At 59.1% G+C, this 17,470-nt stretch carries 14 protein-coding genes; 10 read left to right on the top strand and 4 right to left on the bottom strand.

Features of this window, described 5'->3' with window-relative positions; genetic code table 11:
* Positions 1 to 112 precede the first annotated feature (112 nt).
* Positions 113 to 901: a VacJ family lipoprotein gene (locus ACM6I6_RS11715; RefSeq protein WP_414919918.1), complete on the bottom strand. Its 789-nt coding sequence runs from the start codon at positions 899 to 901 to the stop codon at positions 113 to 115.
* Positions 894 to 2,192 carry a serine/threonine protein kinase gene (locus ACM6I6_RS11720; protein WP_408600096.1) on the bottom strand — a complete coding sequence of 433 codons (1,299 nt, stop codon included), beginning with the start codon at positions 2,190 to 2,192 and terminating at the stop codon, positions 894 to 896. Before ACM6I6_RS11720 ends, ACM6I6_RS11715 begins: the two co-directional genes overlap by 8 nt.
* A gap of 224 nt (positions 2,193 to 2,416) precedes the next feature.
* On the opposite strand from ACM6I6_RS11720, the gene ACM6I6_RS11725 reads away from it, so the two are divergent.
* Entirely contained in the window at positions 2,417 to 2,785 is a 369-nt protein-coding gene (locus ACM6I6_RS11725) for a hypothetical protein (RefSeq protein ID WP_323627671.1), read from the top strand.
* A 107-nt stretch (positions 2,786 to 2,892) separates the two neighbouring features.
* On the opposite strand, the gene ACM6I6_RS11730 is transcribed toward ACM6I6_RS11725, so the two are convergent.
* Positions 2,893 to 4,488, bottom strand: a complete 1,596-nt coding sequence (locus ACM6I6_RS11730) for a beta (1-6) glucans synthase (protein WP_414919929.1) — start codon at positions 4,486 to 4,488, stop codon at positions 2,893 to 2,895.
* Between the two features lie 288 nt (positions 4,489 to 4,776).
* Between ACM6I6_RS11730 and ACM6I6_RS11735 the strand changes: the two genes are divergently transcribed.
* The 3 genes from ACM6I6_RS11735 (at position 4,777) to ACM6I6_RS11745 (ending at position 7,834) form a co-directional block, all read left to right on the top strand.
* Positions 4,777 to 5,628, top strand: coding sequence for a glycine betaine ABC transporter substrate-binding protein (locus tag ACM6I6_RS11735; RefSeq protein WP_323608815.1), 852 nt, complete (start codon positions 4,777 to 4,779; stop codon positions 5,626 to 5,628).
* A gap of 239 nt (positions 5,629 to 5,867) precedes the next feature.
* A complete protein-coding gene (locus ACM6I6_RS11740) occupies positions 5,868 to 6,179 on the top strand; it encodes a DUF485 domain-containing protein (RefSeq protein WP_008061165.1) in 312 nt (103 codons plus the stop codon).
* Positions 6,176 to 7,834 carry a cation acetate symporter gene (locus ACM6I6_RS11745; RefSeq protein ID WP_274074896.1) on the top strand — a complete coding sequence of 553 codons (1,659 nt, stop codon included), beginning with the start codon at positions 6,176 to 6,178 and terminating at the stop codon, positions 7,832 to 7,834. The genes ACM6I6_RS11740 and ACM6I6_RS11745 overlap by 4 nt, the downstream gene beginning before the upstream one ends.
* A gap of 305 nt (positions 7,835 to 8,139) precedes the next feature.
* On the opposite strand, the gene gltA is transcribed toward ACM6I6_RS11745, so the two are convergent.
* Entirely contained in the window at positions 8,140 to 9,429 is a 1,290-nt protein-coding gene (gltA, locus tag ACM6I6_RS11750) for a citrate synthase (RefSeq protein WP_007977501.1), read from the bottom strand.
* Between the two features lie 363 nt (positions 9,430 to 9,792).
* Here gltA and sdhC point away from each other — a divergent pair, with 363 nt between their 5' ends.
* The 6 genes from sdhC (at position 9,793) to odhB (ending at position 17,377) form a co-directional block, all read left to right on the top strand.
* Positions 9,793 to 10,167 carry a succinate dehydrogenase, cytochrome b556 subunit gene (sdhC, locus tag ACM6I6_RS11755; protein WP_274074897.1) on the top strand — a complete coding sequence of 125 codons (375 nt, stop codon included), beginning with the start codon at positions 9,793 to 9,795 and terminating at the stop codon, positions 10,165 to 10,167.
* Positions 10,161 to 10,529: a succinate dehydrogenase, hydrophobic membrane anchor protein gene (sdhD, locus tag ACM6I6_RS11760; RefSeq protein WP_008063295.1), complete on the top strand. Its 369-nt coding sequence runs from the start codon at positions 10,161 to 10,163 to the stop codon at positions 10,527 to 10,529. The genes sdhC and sdhD overlap by 7 nt, the downstream gene beginning before the upstream one ends.
* A 3-nt stretch (positions 10,530 to 10,532) precedes the next feature.
* Positions 10,533 to 12,305 carry a succinate dehydrogenase flavoprotein subunit gene (sdhA, locus tag ACM6I6_RS11765; protein WP_274074898.1) on the top strand — a complete coding sequence of 591 codons (1,773 nt, stop codon included), beginning with the start codon at positions 10,533 to 10,535 and terminating at the stop codon, positions 12,303 to 12,305.
* An 11-nt stretch (positions 12,306 to 12,316) separates the two neighbouring features.
* Positions 12,317 to 13,021, top strand: coding sequence for a succinate dehydrogenase iron-sulfur subunit (locus tag ACM6I6_RS11770; RefSeq protein ID WP_008063297.1), 705 nt, complete (start codon positions 12,317 to 12,319; stop codon positions 13,019 to 13,021).
* Between the two features lie 261 nt (positions 13,022 to 13,282).
* Positions 13,283 to 16,114, top strand: a complete 2,832-nt coding sequence (locus ACM6I6_RS11775; RefSeq protein ID WP_274074899.1) for a 2-oxoglutarate dehydrogenase E1 component — start codon at positions 13,283 to 13,285, stop codon at positions 16,112 to 16,114.
* Positions 16,115 to 16,156: 42 nt separating this feature from the next.
* Complete coding sequence (gene odhB / locus ACM6I6_RS11780) at positions 16,157 to 17,377, top strand: 2-oxoglutarate dehydrogenase complex dihydrolipoyllysine-residue succinyltransferase (protein ID WP_046819378.1); 1,221 nt, start codon at positions 16,157 to 16,159, stop codon at positions 17,375 to 17,377.
* Positions 17,378 to 17,470 lie beyond the last annotated feature (93 nt).

Here is a 17,470-nt window from a genome sequence, read left to right on the forward strand (position 1 = left end):
AATGTGGGAGCGAGCCTGCTCGCGATTGCGGTGTAACAGTCAACATAGGTGTTGAATGTTATGGCCTCATCGCGAGCAGGCTCGCTCCCACAGTTTCTTGTGCCCGCCGTTATTACTCGGCGATCTGCAACTTGCGCGACTCGGTGTACACGTAGCGCACCTTCTCGTACTCGAACGGCGAGTTCAGCTGGCCATAGCGGAAGCTGTTCTGATGGCGCTTGTCGATGGCGCGCAGGATCCAGACTTCGGGATGGTTGGAGCTGACTTCGGCAACGTTGAGGAAGTTGATGGCGTTCTCGGCGCTGAAATCGACCACCAAGCCGCCAGTATCACGCAGGTTCGACGGGCCGAGGATCGGCAGTACGAAGTAGGCGCCGCCCGGCACACCATAGAATCCCAGGGTCTGACCGAAGTCTTCATTCTGGCGCGGCAGGCCCATGGCGGTGGCCGGGTCCCACAGGCCGGCGATGCCGATGGTGGTATTGAGCAACAGCCGTCCGGTGATTTCCATCGAGCGCTGGCCCTTGAACTGCAACAAGCTGTTCATCAGGTTCGGCACGTCGCCAAGGTTGTTGAAGAAGTTGCTGACGCCGGTGCGCAGGAAGCTCGGCGTGATGTAGCGATAGCCGTCGACCACCGGCAGGAACACCCATTGGTCGAACCGGTAGTTGAAGTGGTAAACCCGGCGGTTCCACTCTTCCAGCGGGTCATAGACGTTCAATGCGCTGAGCGTTGAACGTTCGAATTCGCGCTGGTCCAGGCCCGGGTTGAACTTGAGTTTGCTCAGTGGCTCCTTGAAGCCGTCACTGTCGACGACCACCGGTGCGTTGGCCTTGCTGTTGTCGGCATTGGCAGCGCTTGTACAGAGTAACGCGGCGATAAGCAGGAGGTATTTAGCCACGGAAGAACTCCAGCATGGCGTCGCTGTTGACGCGGTAGTTAATGTTGCCGCAGTGGCCGCCCAGCGGGTAAACGGTCAGGCGATCGCCAAACGTCTTGCGCAGGAAACCCAGGTCTCCAGGGCCGAGGATCACATCGTCGGCGTTGTGCATCACGGCGATTTTCGGGCTGTCGTGCAGGTAGTCCTTCAGTGCATACAGGCTCACCTGGTCGATCAGTTGCAGCAGGCTGCCGCCGTCGGTGCGGGCACGCCACATCGGGATCACCTGTTCGGTGATGTAGCAGTCGAAGTCGCACTGCAGCGCACGCTTGAGGTACGGCGTGAGGCTGGTGCCTTCGGTAATGGGGGTTTTCGGCGGAGTGATCAGGCCGCGACGGTTGATCAGGTCCGAGGTGAAGGCGATGTCGGCCGCGGAAAAACGGAAGGAGGTGCCGATCAGCATGGCCATCTGTTCATTGCTCAGGTGCTGCTTGGACTGCTGGAAGTCATAAAGCAGTGCGTCGTTGATATCGACGTAGCCCTTCTGCTGGAAGTAACGGGTCAGTTTGTTCAGCACCAGCTCATAGAACGTGGTGGTGTTGTTGATGCCCTTGACCTCGGTCTGGACCAGTTTGTCCAGGTTGGTGATCGAGGTGTAGAGATTGACCGGTGGGTTGAGCAGCAGCACTTTCTTGAAGTTGAAGCTGCGGCGGGTTTCGTCCAGGTGCGCGACGAATGCCGCATCCAGTGCACCCAGGCTGTAGCCGGTGAGGTAGTACTCGGTGACCGGCAGTTTCGGGTTTTGCGCCCGCACGGCCTGCATCACCCGGTACATGTCTTCGGCGTCGTCCTTGGTGATGCCGGGCGTGGCAAAACGTGAGGCGGCGCTCATGAAGTCGAAGCTGGTGGGCGACGACAGTTGCACCACGTGGTAGCCGGCCTTGTAGTAGAGCTTTTTCAGGTATTCGTTGAGGCTGCTGTCGTAGCGCGCGCCCGTGCCGGCGATCAGGAAGATCAACGGCGCAGCTTTGTCCTGGGTGGCAATGCGATAGGTGAGTTTTTTCACTGGCCAGAAGTTGTCCGGCAGTTCGAATGCGCGTTCCGGGCGCAGGGTGACGCTGCGATCGGACTGATCGATGTCCTCATCCAACGGCAGCTCGGGGCGCAGGTCCGGTGGCGTCGTGGCAATGGTCGCCTCGAACGGGTTGGTCAAGGGATAGCCATAACTGGCGGCGTCGATATCGACCGCCAGTGCGGACGCACTCAAGATAAGGCCGCCAAACAGGGCGGCGAAGCGCAAGGAACGGAGCATGACTAGATCCCTTAGAAAAAGGTGCCGAATGAAGTTCGCAGGCTATGACCACTGGATCTGCGCCAAAGTGCCACGCATCGGCACCAAACTGGCCTGAATTCCGAGTAATAGTAGCGTGACGATACACTTTGCAGTGATTGAATGACCAGTTAACAGTTGTTATCCCTTGCTTAAGGCTGTCGGGCGATTAAGCTGGCCGCCGTTTTCGCGTATTGGAGTGCTCCATGTCCCGCCGTTTGCCCGTGATTCTGCTGCTTGTTTTGTTGCCGTTATGGCTGGCCGCCAGCTATGGCGCGCGTTATGGCTTCATGGAAGATGCGCAGTGGGTCGGCATCTGCGTGGACGAGGCCAGCCGCTGGGAATGCCAGGTACGTTCGAACCTGGGCCTGATGATTCACTTCCAGGTATTGGGCTGGGCGGCACTGATCGCCGCCGTGGTCGGTTTTGTGCTGCCCGGGCGGGCAGGGTGGTGGTTGGCAGTGGCGGCGCTGGTGTTCGGGTTTCCGGCGCTGGCGTTGTACAACACGACAATGGCGGTGTTTGCGGTGGTGATTGCGGGGTTGCGGTTGGTCAGGGCGTCCCGTAGCGCCTGATAGATAGCCTTCGCGAGCAAGCCCGCTCCCACATTCGATTTGTGAACGACGCAGATCAAATGTGGGAGCGGGCTTGCTCGCGAAGAGGCCGGAGGCGGCGCTGAAGATCAGTCCTTGCGAACCCGCAAACAACGCCACAACGCCGCCACCATCAACCCGCTCACCAGCGCCCAACCCCAGGCCTGCTGGTTCTGCAAGCCTTCCCGGAACAGCTGCGGCGCAATGCCGGCGCCGATGATGAAGGTCAGCAGGGCGATTTCCCGGCGCGGGACGCTCACCGGGCGGCACAGGTAAACCAGCGCTGGCAGGATGAAGGCGACGCTTGGGAAGCTGCGGTAGCGCGGGTCGAATACCAGCTCCAGCATCGTCACCGCAGCGGCAAATCCTGCCACTGCCATTATCCAGCCTGCCCGACGCTCAAGCGTATTGAACGCCCAGCCACGCCAACCGGTGCGGGGGCTCAGCGTCAGTGCGGCATGGGCCAGCACCAACACATTCAAGGCAGTCAGCACGGCGACCCACAACCACTCGCTGGCAAAACGCGTGGTGACCCGTGCCAGATCGCCCCAGGCACCCATCGAGCAAGCGGCCAAGGCGCCCAGCAGTGGCAGCACCAGCGCGGCGCGAGTGCTGCGAACGCGTCCACCGAGAATCAGTGTGCCAAGGAAGATAAACCCGCCAACCACCAGCCACTGCGACCAGTACGGCACGTTCGACACCGGCCCGGCCAGCACACCCTTGTCCTGGCGATCTGCATCGAACAGCCCCCAGTAACCACCAACCGCACCTTCACTGGCACGTTTCCACGGCTGGTCGAAGGCTTCGATCAGGTTGTAGTGCCAACCTTGCTGCTCGGCCATGGCGACAAAACCACGAATGAACTTGGCTTCGTTGACCCGACTCGGCAGGGCGGTTTCACGCTGGCGGCCTTCGCTCGGCCAGCCGGTTTCGCCGATCATCACGTCCTTGGGTGCGAATTTGTTGCCGAATACCTGGCGTACCTCGGCCACATGCTGCAGCGCGGCGTCGATGTTCGACGGATCATCTTCCCAGTACGGCAGCAAGTGGATGGTCAGGAAATCCACGGCCGGAGCGATCTCCGGGTGCTTGAGCCAGAACTCCCAGACATCGGCATAGGTAACGGGTTGCTTGACCTGGCTTTTTACCTTGTTGATCAGCTTGACCAACTGGGTGCCGGTGACTTCCTTGCGCAGCAGGGTTTCGTTGCCGACGATCACCGCGCTGACCACGTCCGCGTTGGCGTTGGCCGAGGCGATCAGCAGGTCGACTTCTTTTTCGGTGTCCACCGGGTTGCTGTTGATCCAGGCGCCGATCATCAGCTTCAACCCATGCTTGCGCGCCAGGTCGGGGAGGGCATCGAGGCCGGTCATGGAGTAGGTGCGGATGCACTGGAAATTTTTGGCCAGCAGCGCGAGATCCGCGTCCATGCGCTCGGGACGAAGGTTGAACGGTACGTCGAACGGCGACTGGTCCTTGTCGAACGGGGTATAGGAGGCGCATTGCAGCTTGTGCGTCGCGCTGACCACGTCCGGCAGGAGCACCGGTTTGCCGAGGCCATACCAGAAGCCGCCCAAGGCAAACAGCCCCAGCAGGCAAGCGAACAGATAAGCAAAAAAAGGAAAACGGGATGTCGCGGGCATGGTCAGGCCGTCTGGGAGCAAAGCGGCGCATGTTACCTGTATTTGTCCCGCGCTTGGTGCCCTGCATGATTTTGACATGCAAAGTTCGGGCGGATCGGGCGGAACCTGTGCGCTGTCCTAGACTCATGGCGTTCTGATGTCGTTTCTCGATGCCTTGAGGTCGCTGGCAGAGCAGGTCGCCAACAGCGTCAGGTTGATGATCGCATCATCAGTACTCCGCTGATGATCGAACGAGTTTGCGGGTGGGGCGTGATGGGGGCGCTGTGCACCATAACTATACGTTGACGCGACTCGGCATCCGTCGAGCGCAGCACTTTCGGGGAAGTAACGATGAAGATGCGACGACTTTTAGGCGCAGGTGCCGCTCTGGTGCTTGCGATTGGCTCCACATTCGCCAATGCCGAGAACAAGACCCTGACCATCGGTTACGTTGACGGCTGGTCCGACAGCGTCGCGACCACTCACGTGGCCGCTGAAGTGATCAAGCAGAAGCTCAATTATGACGTGAAGCTGCAAGCCGTCGCCACGGGGATCATGTGGCAGGGCGTGGCCACCGGCAAACTCGACGCCATGCTGTCGGCCTGGCTGCCGGTGACCCACGGCGATTACTGGGCCAAGAACAAGGACCAGGTCGTCGACTACGGTCCGAACTTCAAGGACGCCAGGATCGGCTTGATCGTGCCGGAGTACGTCAAGGCCAAGTCGCTTGAAGACCTGAAAACCGACGACAGCTTCAAGAAACGCATCGTCGGCATCGACGCCGGTTCAGGCGTGATGCTCAAGACCGAGCAGGCGATCAAGGACTATGACCTGACCGGCTATCAACTCAAGGCGAGTTCCGGCGCCGGCATGATTGCCGAGCTGACACGTGCCGAGAAAAAGAACGAATCCATTGCCGTGACCGGTTGGGTGCCGCACTGGATGTTCGCCAAGTGGAAACTGCGTTTCCTGGAAGACCCGAAAGGCGTTTACGGCGCGGCTGAAACCGTGAACAGCATCGGCAGCAAAGAGCTGGCGACCAAGGCACCGGAAGTGGCCAAGTTCCTGAAGAACTTCCAGTGGGCGTCGAAAGACGAAATCGGCGAAGTCATGCTGGCAATCCAGGAAGGCGCCAAGCCTGAAGCGGCGGCAAAGGATTGGGTAGCCAAGCACCCGGAGCGCGTGGCTGACTGGACCAAGTAACAGATACCCCGCTGTACCCTGTGGGAGCTAGCCTGCTGGCGATTGCGATCTGTCAGTTAACTGAAGTGTTGACTGACAGATCGCAATCGCCAGCAGGCTAGCTCCCACTTTTATTCAGTAGTGCTTGAGATTGGCGAATACGTCACGTGGTTCTAAGACTAAGGTCGTCTGGAACCTGCCCCGCAGCCGCATAGAGTGGATACCGTTCCAACTAAATCTGTGCTGCGAGGATAAAAACAATGAACGACAGCATTTACCTCTCGATTCAAAACAGCCCGCGCTTCAAGGAGCTGGTTAGCAAGAGGGAACGATTCGCCTGGATTCTATCGGCGATCATGCTAGGGCTTTACTCCGGATTCATCCTTTTGATTGCTTACGGGCCGCATGTACTGGGGGCGAAAATCAGTCCTGAGTCATCGATTACCTGGGGCATCCCGATTGGTGTCGGGCTGATTGTCTCGGCCTTCATCCTGACCGGTATCTATGTGCGACGCGCCAACGGCGAATTCGACGACCTGAACAATGCGATTCTCAAGGAGGCTCAGCAATGATCCGGCGTCTAATGGCTCTTTTGAGCATCGCAGCCTTCGCACCTGGCGCCTGGGCCGCTGACGCCCTGACCGGCGCCGTGCAGAAGCAACCCCTCAACGTGTCCGCGATCCTGATGTTCGTCGCCTTCGTCGGCGCAACCCTGTGCATCACCTACTGGGCGTCGAAGAAAAACAAGTCGGCCTCCGACTACTACGCGGCGGGCGGCAAGATCACCGGTTTCCAGAACGGCCTGGCAATTGCCGGTGACTACATGTCCGCGGCGTCCTTCCTGGGTATTTCCGCGCTGGTGTTCACCTCCGGCTACGACGGCCTGATCTACTCGATCGGCTTCCTGGTGGGCTGGCCGATCATCCTGTTCCTGATCGCCGAGCGCCTGCGTAACCTGGGTAAATATACCTTTGCCGACGTGGCGTCCTATCGCCTTGGGCAAACCCAGATCCGCTCGCTGTCCGCTTGCGGTTCGCTGGTGGTGGTGGCGTTCTACCTGATCGCGCAAATGGTCGGTGCCGGCAAGCTGATCCAGCTGCTGTTCGGTCTCGACTATCACGTTGCCGTGATCCTGGTCGGTATCCTGATGTGCATGTACGTGCTGTTTGGCGGCATGCTGGCGACCACCTGGGTGCAGATCATCAAGGCGGTGTTGCTGCTGTCCGGCGCTTCCTTCATGGCGCTGATGGTGATGAAGCACGTCAACTTCGACTTCAACGCTCTGTTCTCCGAGGCGATCAAGGTTCACCCTAAAGGTGAAGCGATCATGAGCCCGGGCGGCCTGGTGAAAGATCCGATCTCGGCGTTCTCCCTTGGCCTGGCACTGATGTTCGGTACCGCTGGCCTGCCACACATCCTGATGCGCTTCTTCACCGTGAGTGATGCGAAAGAAGCGCGCAAGAGCGTGCTGTACGCAACCGGTTTCATTGGCTACTTCTACATCCTGACCTTCATCATCGGCTTCGGCGCGATCCTGCTGGTCAGCACCAACCCTGCGTTCAAGGATGCGGCTGGCGCGCTGTTGGGCGGTAACAACATGGCGGCGGTGCACCTGGCCAATGCGGTCGGTGGCAGCATCTTCCTGGGCTTCATCTCGGCGGTAGCGTTCGCGACCATCCTGGCAGTGGTTGCCGGCCTGACCCTGGCCGGTGCCTCGGCGGTGTCCCACGACCTGTACGCCAGCGTGATCAAGAAGGGCAAGGCCAACGAGAAGGATGAGATCCGCGTCTCGAAAATCACCACCATCGCCCTGGCGGTGCTGGCGATCGGCCTGGGCATCCTGTTCGAAAGCCAGAACATCGCGTTCATGGTCGGCCTGGCGTTCTCCATCGCGGCGAGCTGCAACTTCCCGGTCCTGCTGCTTTCCATGTACTGGAAGAAGCTGACCACTCGCGGTGCGATGATCGGTGGCTGGCTGGGCCTGGTGAGTGCTGTGGGCTTGATGATCCTTGGCCCGACCATCTGGGTGCAGATCCTCCATCACGAGAAGGCGATCTTCCCGTACGAGTACCCGGCGTTGTTCTCGATGATCATTGCTTTTGTCGGGATCTGGTTCTTCTCGATTACCGACAAGTCGACCGCGGCTGATAACGAGCGGGCGCTGTTCTTCCCGCAGTTTGTTCGTTCGCAGACGGGTTTGGGTGCTAGTGGAGCGGTTTCGCACTAAGAGCGGTTAGAAGCTGCAAGCTAATGCCTCGATCGAGAGATCGGGGCATTTTTGCTTCTGTCTGAAGGGGGTGTGTCGCCGGATTTGGCCTTATCGCCAGCAGGCTGGCTCCCACATTGGAATGCATGCTCCCTGTGGGAACCAGCCTGCTGGCTCCACATTGGAACAAGTGCTCCTTGTGGGAGCCAGCCTGCTGGCGATAGCGGTGCTTCAGTCACTGCGTGAACCCCAGGTAAACAAAAACGGCCTCTATGCAAATAGAGGCCGTTCCCGGTACAACTCAACACGCTACAGCAAGAACGATCTTACTTGCGGTCTTCCAGCTTGGTGATGTCACGCGACTCGTAGCCGGTGTACAGCTGGCGCGGACGGCCAATCTTGTACGGGCTGGAGAGCATTTCCTTCCAGTGGGAGATCCAGCCGACGGTCCGCGCCAGGGCGAAGATCACGGTGAACATGCTGGTTGGAATGCCGATCGCCTTGAGGATGATCCCCGAGTAGAAGTCGACGTTCGGGTACAGCGAGCGTTCGATGAAGTACGGGTCGGTCAGGGCGATCTCTTCCAGGCGCATGGCCAGTTCGAGTTGCGGATCGTTCTGGATGCCCAGTTCCTTCAACACTTCGTCGCAGGTCTGCTTCATCACGGTGGCGCGTGGGTCGCGGTTTTTGTAAACGCGGTGACCGAAGCCCATCAGCTTGAACGGATCGTTCTTGTCCTTGGCCTTGGCGATGAACTTGTCGATGTTCGAGACATCGCCGATTTCATCGAGCATGGTCAGAACGGCTTCGTTGGCGCCGCCGTGGGCAGGGCCCCACAGTGCCGCGATACCGGCGGCGATACAGGCGAACGGGTTGGCACCCGACGAGCCGGCCAGACGTACGGTAGAGGTCGATGCATTCTGCTCGTGGTCGGCGTGGAGGATGAAGATCCGGTCCATGGCCTTGGCGAGTACCGGGCTGATCGGTTTGATCTCGCACGGGGTGTTGAACATCATGTGCAGGAAGTTTTCCGCGTACGACAGGTCGTTGCGCGGGTACATCATGGGTTGGCCCATGGAGTACTTGTAAACCATCGCGGCCAGGGTCGGCATCTTGGCAACCAGGCGGATCGCGGAGATTTCGCGATGCTGCGGGTTATTGATGTCGAGGGAGTCGTGGTAGAAGGCCGAGAGGGCGCCGACTACGCCGCACATGACGGCCATCGGGTGAGCGTCGCGACGGAAGCCGTTGAAGAAGGTCTTCAATTGCTCGTGAACCATGGTGTGGTTCTTCACGGTGCTGACGAACTGGGCCTTCTGCTCTGCGGTCGGCAGTTCGCCGTTGAGCAGCAGGTAGCAGGTTTCCAGGTAGTCCGATTTTTCAGCCAGTTGCTCGATCGGGTAGCCGCGATGCAACAAAATGCCGTTGTCACCGTCAATATAGGTGATCTTCGACTCGCAGGAAGCGGTCGACATGAAACCAGGGTCAAAGGTGAAGCGGCCCGTGGCCGTCAGACCCCGAACATCGATAACATCGGGACCAACGGTGCCGGTTAAAATGGGCAGCTCGACGGGGGCTGCGCCCTCGATGATCAACTGCGCTTTTTTGTCAGCCATGTGGCCTCCTATTTATGCTTGAAATCATCAGACAGACCCCCCACGCAGGGCCCGCACCACTATAGTGAGATAAATTCGAATGTCAATTTGCCTAAAGTCTTGCTCCAGAAGGCTTTAACCCTACTTTTTTCTCGAAATTGCCTGCCATTTACGCCTTTTATGTCCGTTGTGCAATCAGCTGTTTGGGTGAGGTCTTTGCGTTGTCATTAGTAGCCTAACTGTCTATACTCGGCAGCCGACCGCCAAGGGCTTTTGGGCTTGCGTTATTGGGGGTCGCCTCCCTGGGTGGTGGTTACCTGACCAGTGCACTCCCCAACAACTTTGCCCTGATTGTTAGGGGCTCTTCAGTGTGAAAAAAAAGCCGTGAAAAGCCAACGACCTGTAAACCTAGACCTAAGGACCATCAAACTCCCAGTCACTGCTTACACGTCCATTCTTCACCGTATCTCCGGTGTCATCCTCTTCGTGTGCCTTGCCATCATGCTTTATGCATTGGACAAGTCGCTGAGCTCCGAGGAAGGCTTCGGTCAGGTGAAAGCGTGTCTGACCAGTCCGCTAGCCAAGCTAGTGATTTGGGGCATCCTGTCCGCCTTGCTGTATCACCTGGTTGCCGGTGTGCGCCATTTGATCATGGACATGGGCATCGGTGAGACGCTGGAAGGCGGCAAACTGGGCTCGAAAATCATTATCGCCGTTTCCGTGGTGGTAATCGTTCTGGCAGGAGTTTGGATATGGTAACTAACGTCACGAACCTCTCGCGTTCGGGCCTCTATGACTGGATGGCGCAACGTGTGTCTGCGGTCGTTCTCGCGGCTTACTTCATTTTCCTGATCGGATACCTCGTGGCGAACCCGGGCCTTGGCTATGACCAATGGCACGCGCTCTTCGCCAACAACTGGATGCGTATTTTCAGCCTGCTGGCCCTTGTTGCTCTGGGCGCTCACGCCTGGGTCGGCATGTGGACCATCGCGACCGACTACCTGACGCCTATGGCGTTCGGCAAGTCCGCGACGGCTATACGTTTCCTCTTCCAGGCAGTATGCGGCGTCGCGATGTTCGCTTACTTCGTCTGGGGTGTGCAGATTCTCTGGGGTATCTGATTCATGGCTAACATTCCAACGATTTCTTTCGACGCCATCATCATTGGTGGTGGCGGTGCCGGCATGCGCGCAGCGCTGCAACTGGCGCAAGGCGGTCACAAGACTGCGGTAATCACCAAGGTTTTCCCGACCCGTTCGCATACTGTATCCGCCCAGGGCGGCATCACCTGTGCCATCGCGTCCGCTGACCCGAACGATGACTGGCGCTGGCACATGTACGATACCGTCAAGGGTTCCGACTACATCGGTGACCAGGACGCTATCGAATACATGTGTCAGGAAGGCCCGGCCGCCGTTTTCGAGCTGGACCACATGGGTCTGCCGTTCTCGCGTACCGAAACCGGCCGTATCTACCAGCGTCCGTTCGGTGGGCAGTCCAAGGACTACGGTAAAGGCGGCCAGGCTGCGCGTACTTGCGCGGCGTCCGACCGTACCGGTCACGCCCTGCTGCACACCCTTTATCAGGGCAACCTGAAAGCCGGTACCACGTTCCTGAACGAGTACTACGCCGTTGACCTGGTGAAGAACGGTCAAGGCGACTTCGTCGGCGTGATCGCCATCTGCATCGAAACCGGCGAAACCACCTACATCCGTGCCAAGGCTACCGTTCTGGCCACCGGCGGTGCAGGTCGTATCTACGCTTCGACCACCAACGCCCTGATCAACACCGGTGACGGCGTTGGCATGGCCCTGCGTGCTGGCGTACCGGTACAAGACATCGAAATGTGGCAGTTCCACCCGACCGGCATCGCCGGCGCCGGTGTACTGGTAACCGAAGGTTGCCGTGGTGAAGGTGGATACCTGATCAACAAGCACGGCGAGCGTTTCATGGAGCGTTATGCTCCGAACGCCAAAGACCTTGCTGGTCGTGACGTTGTTGCCCGTTCGATGGTTAAAGAGATCATCGCCGGTAACGGCTGTGGCCCGAACGGTGACCACGTAATGCTGAAACTCGACCACTTGGGCGAGGAGGTGTTGCACAGCCGTCTGCCAGGCATCTGCGAACTGTCCAAGACTTTCGCTCACGTTGACCCGGTGGTTGCTCCAGTTCCGGTTGTTCCGACCTGCCACTATATGATGGGCGGCGTTGCCACCAACATTCACGGTCAGGCGATCACCCAGGACGCCGACGGCGTAGACACCATCATCCCGGGCCTGTTCGCTGTAGGCGAAGTGGCTTGCGTATCGGTTCACGGTGCCAACCGCCTGGGCGGCAACTCGCTGCTCGACCTGGTGGTCTTCGGCCGTGCTGCCGGCCTGCACCTGGAAAAGGCGCTGACCGACGGTATCGAATACGACGACGCCACCGACGCCGACATCAATGCGGCCCTGGCTCGTCTGTCCGCCCTGAACGAGCGTACCGATGGCGAAGACGTGGCAACCCTGCGTCGCGAGCTGCAGAACTGCATGCAGAACTACTTCGGTGTATTCCGTACCGGCGAATACATGCAGAAGGGTATTGCCCAGCTGGCTGATCTGCGCAAGCGCATCGCCAACGTCAAGATCAACGACAAGTCGCAGGCGTTCAACACTGCGCGTATCGAAGCTCTGGAACTGCAGAACCTGCTGGAAGTGGCCGAAGCTACCGCCATCGCTGCCGAAGTGCGTAAAGAGTCCCGCGGCGCTCACGCCCGTGAAGACTTCGAAGACCGTGACGACGAAAACTGGCTGTGCCACACCCTGTACTTCCCGGGTGAGAAGCGCGTTGCCAAGCGTGCCGTGAACTTCTCGCCGAAGACGGTTCCGACTTTTGAACCTAAGATTCGGACTTATTAAGGGTGGCCGCCATGTTGCAAGTCAGTGTTTATCGTTACAACCCTGATCAGGACGCTGCGCCGTTCATGCAGGAATTCCAGGTTGATACCGGTGGTAAAGACCTGATGGTGCTGGACGTGCTGGCCCTGATCAAAGAGCAGGACGAAGGTTTCTCCTATCGTCGCTCTTGCCGTGAAGGCGTTTGCGGTTCCGACGGCATGAACATCAACGGCAAGAACGGCCTGGCGTGCGTCACGCCGCTGTCTGCCGTTGTAAAAGGTAACAAGTTGATCGTTCGTCCTCTGCCAGGTTTGCCGGTAATCCGTGACCTGGTCGTCGATATGAGCATCTTCTACAAGCAATACGAGAAGGTTAAGCCTTACCTGCAGAACGACACGCCGGCTCCGGCCATCGAGCGTCTGCAGTCCCCTGAAGAGCGTGAAAAGCTCGACGGTCTGTACGAGTGCATCCTGTGCGCCTGCTGCTCGACCTCGTGCCCGTCCTTCTGGTGGAACCCGGACAAGTTCCTGGGTCCAGCTGCCCTGCTGCAAGCGTACCGCTTCCTGGCAGACAGCCGTGACACCAAGACGTCCGAGCGTCTGGCTTCGCTGGATGACCCGTTCAGCGTATTCCGCTGCCGCGGGATCATGAACTGCGTCAACGTATGTCCGAAAGGCCTGAACCCGACTAAGGCCATCGGTCACATCCGTAACATGTTGCTCTCGAGCGGCGTGTGATTCAGCTGTAGTACCCGCTAGACCGTTGTACCCGTGGATGCTGCGGCGCAGGCTTCAACCGGCGCCGTAGTTTTAACCTGAGCAGCAGCCTATAAGGCTGCGGCTCTTATTTTGAAGAAATGAGACAAGCAGGGGCATCCGGGCTGGTACCCGGACTATCAGTGTGATCCTAGTGGCTTGTTTTGGTCGCTGCATTCGGACTTCTGCAAGTTTGCTCGGTGTCGACACCGGTGGTGTTCCCCTAACCGAGGGTGACCAAGCATGCAAGAAAGCGTGATGCAGCGCATGTGGAACAGCGCCTACCTATCCGGTAGTAACGCTGCCTATGTGGAAGAGCTCTACGAGCTCTACCTGCACGACCCTAACGCTGTGCCAGAAGAGTGGCGCACCTACTTCCAGAAGTTGCCTGCTGACGGCAACTCTGCCACCGATGTTTCGCACTCCACAATTCGCGATCATTTCGTCTTGCTGGCAAAGAACCAGCGCCGCGCCCAACCGGTTTCCGCCGGCAGCGTGAGCAGTGAGCACGAGAAGAAGCAAGTTGAAGTGCTGCGATTGATCCAGGCCTACCGTATGCGTGGCCACCAGGCAGCCCAGCTTGACCCGCTGGGGCTGTGGCAGCGTCCTGCACCTGCAGACCTGTCGATCAATCATTACGGCTTGACCAATGCCGATCTTGATACGACCTTCCGTGCCGGCGACCTGTTCATCGGCAAAGAGGAAGCGAGCCTACGCGAAATTCACGAAGCGTTGCAGCAGACATATTGCCGCACCATCGGCGCTGAGTTCACGCACATCACCGATTCCGAGCAGCGCCAGTGGTTCCAGCAGCGTCTGGAAAGCGTGCGTGGCCGTCCGACGTACTCCGCCGACATCAAGAGCCACCTGCTCGAGCGCGTGACCGCCGGTGAAGGCCTGGAAAAATACCTGGGCACCAAATACCCGGGTACCAAGCGTTTCGGCCTGGAAGGCGGCGAGAGCCTGATTCCGATGCTCGACGAGCTGATCCAGCGTTCCGGTTCCTACGGCACCAAGGAAATCGTCATCGGCATGGCCCACCGTGGCCGTCTGAACGTGCTGGTCAACACCTTCGGCAAGAACCCGCGCGAGCTGTTCGACGAGTTCGAAGGCAAGAAGAAGGTCGAGCTGGGTTCCGGTGACGTTAAATACCACCAGGGCTTCTCGTCCAACGTAATGACCACCGGCGGTGAAGTTCACCTGGCCATGGCGTTCAACCCGTCCCACCTGGAAATCGTTTCCCCGGTGGTCGAGGGTTCGGTTCGCGCCCGTCAGGATCGTCGTAACGACGTGACCGGTGAGAAGGTCCTGCCGATCTCCATCCACGGTGACGCGGCATTCGCCGGTCAAGGCGTGGTGATGGAAACCTTCCAGATGTCGCAGACCCGCGGTTTCAAGACCGGCGGTACCGTGCACATCGTGATCAACAACCAGGTTGGTTTCACCATCAGCAACCCGCTGGACTCGCGTTCCACCGAGTACGCCACCGACGTTGCGAAAATGATCCAGGCGCCGATCCTCCATGTGAATGGCGATGATCCGGAAGCCGTGTTGTTCGTGACCCAGCTGGCCATCGACTACCGCATGCAGTTCAAGCGTGACGTGGTGATCGACCTGGTCTGCTACCGTCGTCGCGGCCACAACGAGGCCGACGAGCCAAGCGGCACCCAGCCGATCATGTACCAGCAGATCACCAAGCAGCGCACCACCCGTGAGCTGTATGCCGATCGCCTGACCCAGGCCGGTGTACTCGACGCGGAGCGTGTTCAGGCCAAGGTCGACGAATACCGCAACGCGCTGGACAACGGTCTGCACGTAGTGAAAAGCCTGGTCAAGGAGCCGAACAAAGAGCTGTTCGTGGACTGGCGTCCGTATCTGGGCCACGCCTGGACCGCGCGTCACGACACTCGCTTCGACCTCAAGACCTTGCAGGAACTGTCCGCCAAGCTGCTGGAAATCCCGGAAGGCTTCGTGGTTCAGCGCCAGGTTGCGAAGATCTACGAAGACCGTCAGAAGATGCAAGCCGGCGGCCTGCCGATCAACTGGGGTTACGCCGAAACCATGGCGTACGCGACCCTGGCGTTCGAAGGTCACCCGATCCGCATGACTGGCCAGGACATCGGCCGCGGTACGTTCTCGCACCGTCATGCCGTGTTGCACAACCAGAAGGACGCGGGCACCTACGTCCCGCTGCAGAACCTGTACGACGGTCAGCCACGTTTCGACCTGTACGACTCGTTCCTGTCCGAAGAAGCGGTGCTGGCGTTCGAGTACGGTTACTCGACCACCACGCCAAATGCCCTGGTCATCTGGGAAGCCCAGTTCGGCGACTTCGCCAACGGCGCCCAGGTCGTTATCGACCAGTTCATCACCAGTGGCGAGCACAAGTGGGGCCGTCTGTGCGGTCTGACCATGCTGCTGCCGCACGGTTATGAAGGTCAGGGGCCGGAGCACTCCTCGGCTCGTCTGGAGCGTTACCTGCAGCTGTGCGCCGAGCACAACATCCAGGTGTGCATGCCGACGACGCCGGCACAGATCTACCACTTGCTGCGCCGTCAGGTGATTCGCCCGCTGCGCAAGCCATTGGTAGTCCTGACTCCGAAGTCGCTGTTGCGCCACAAGCTGGCCATCTCGACTTTGGAAGATCTGGCCGAAGGTTCCTTCCAGACCGTTATCCCGGAAATCGATGCCCAGGACCCGAAAAAGGTCGAGCGCGTTGTCCTGTGTAGCGGCAAGGTCTACTACGACCTGCTGGAAAAACGTCGTGCCGAAGGCCGTGACGATATCGCCATCGTGCGTATCGAGCAGCTGTACCCATTCCCTGAGGACGACTTGAAAGAAGTCCTGGCTCCCTACACCAACGTCAAAGCTGCCGTCTGGTGCCAGGAAGAGCCGATGAACCAGGGTGCGTGGTACTGCAGCCAACACCACATGCGTCGCAGCATCAGCAACCTCAACAAGTCTCTCGTACTCGAGTACGCGGGCCGTGAGGCTTCTGCTGCACCGGCATGCGGTTACGCATCGATGCACGCTGAGCAGCAGGAAAAACTGCTGCAAGACGCCTTTACTGTTTAACGCCTTCGCGCACCTGAAACCGAATTTAAGGACCCACAGATAATGGCTATCGAAATCAAAGCCCCCACTTTCCCGGAATCGGTTGCCGATGGCACCGTTGCCACCTGGCACAAACAACCGGGCGACGCGGTCAAGCGCGACGAACTGATCGTCGACATCGAAACCGATAAAGTCGTACTGGAAGTGTTGGCGACTGCTGACGGCGTGCTGGGCGCTATCGTCAAGAACGAAGGCGACACCGTTCTGTCCGACGAAGTCCTGGGCTCCATCGAAGCGGGCGGCGCTGCTGCCGCTCCAGCCGCTGCTGCTCCGGCTGCCGCTGCTCAGGCCGCTGCTCCGGCTGCCGAAGGCGAAGACGATCCTGTTGCTGCACCGGCTGCGCGCAAGCTGGCTGAAGAAAACGGCATCAACATCGCTTCCGTTGCCGGCACCGGCAAAGGCGGTCGCGTGACCAAGGAAGACGTGGTTGCAGCCGTTGCTGCCAAGAAAGCCGCTCCGGCTGCCGCGCCTGCCAAGGCTGCCGCACCTGCCGCCGCTGCTCCTGTGTTCGCTGCAGGCGATCGCATCGAGAAGCGCGTTCCGATGACCCGCGTTCGCGCTACCGTGGCCAAGCGCCTGGTAGAAGCTCAATCGAACATGGCGATGCTGACCACTTTCAACGAAGTCGACATGACCGAAGTCATGGCCCTGCGTTCGAAGTACAAGGATCTGTTCGAGAAGTCCCACAACGGCGTACGCCTGGGCTTCATGTCGTTCTTCGTGAAAGCAGCTACCGAAGCACTGAAGCGCTTCCCGGCTGTCAACGCGTCGATCGACGGCGGCGACATCGTTTACCACGGCTACGCTGACGTCGGCGTTGCAGTTTCCAGCGATCGCGGCCTGGTTGTACCGGTTCTGCGTAACGCCGAACTGATGAGCCTGGCTGAAATCGAAGGCGGCATCGCCACTTTCGGCAAGAAAGCCCGCGACGGCAAACTGTCGATGGACGAAATGACCGGTGGTACCTTCACCATCACCAACGGCGGTACCTTCGGTTCGATGATGTCGACCCCGATCGTCAACCCGCCACAAGCCGCCATCCTGGGCATGCACAACATCATCCAGCGTCCTATGGCCATCAACGGCCAGGTCGTGATTCGTCCGATGATGTACCTGGCACTGTCCTACGATCACCGTCTGATCGATGGCAAAGAAGCTGTGACTTTCCTGGTGACCATCAAGAACCTGCTGGAAGATCCGGCTCGTCTGTTGCTGGATATCTGATAGAAGCGGCCATGAGCTGCAAGCCCGAGCTGGCGGAAAACCCGCGGCTTGGCTTGCAGCTTGCGGCTTGAAGCTTTTCGCTAAAGAGGATTT

The organism is Pseudomonas sp. IT-P218 (genome assembly GCF_949767605.1).
Lineage (GTDB): Bacteria > Pseudomonadota > Gammaproteobacteria > Pseudomonadales > Pseudomonadaceae > Aquipseudomonas > Aquipseudomonas putida_AE.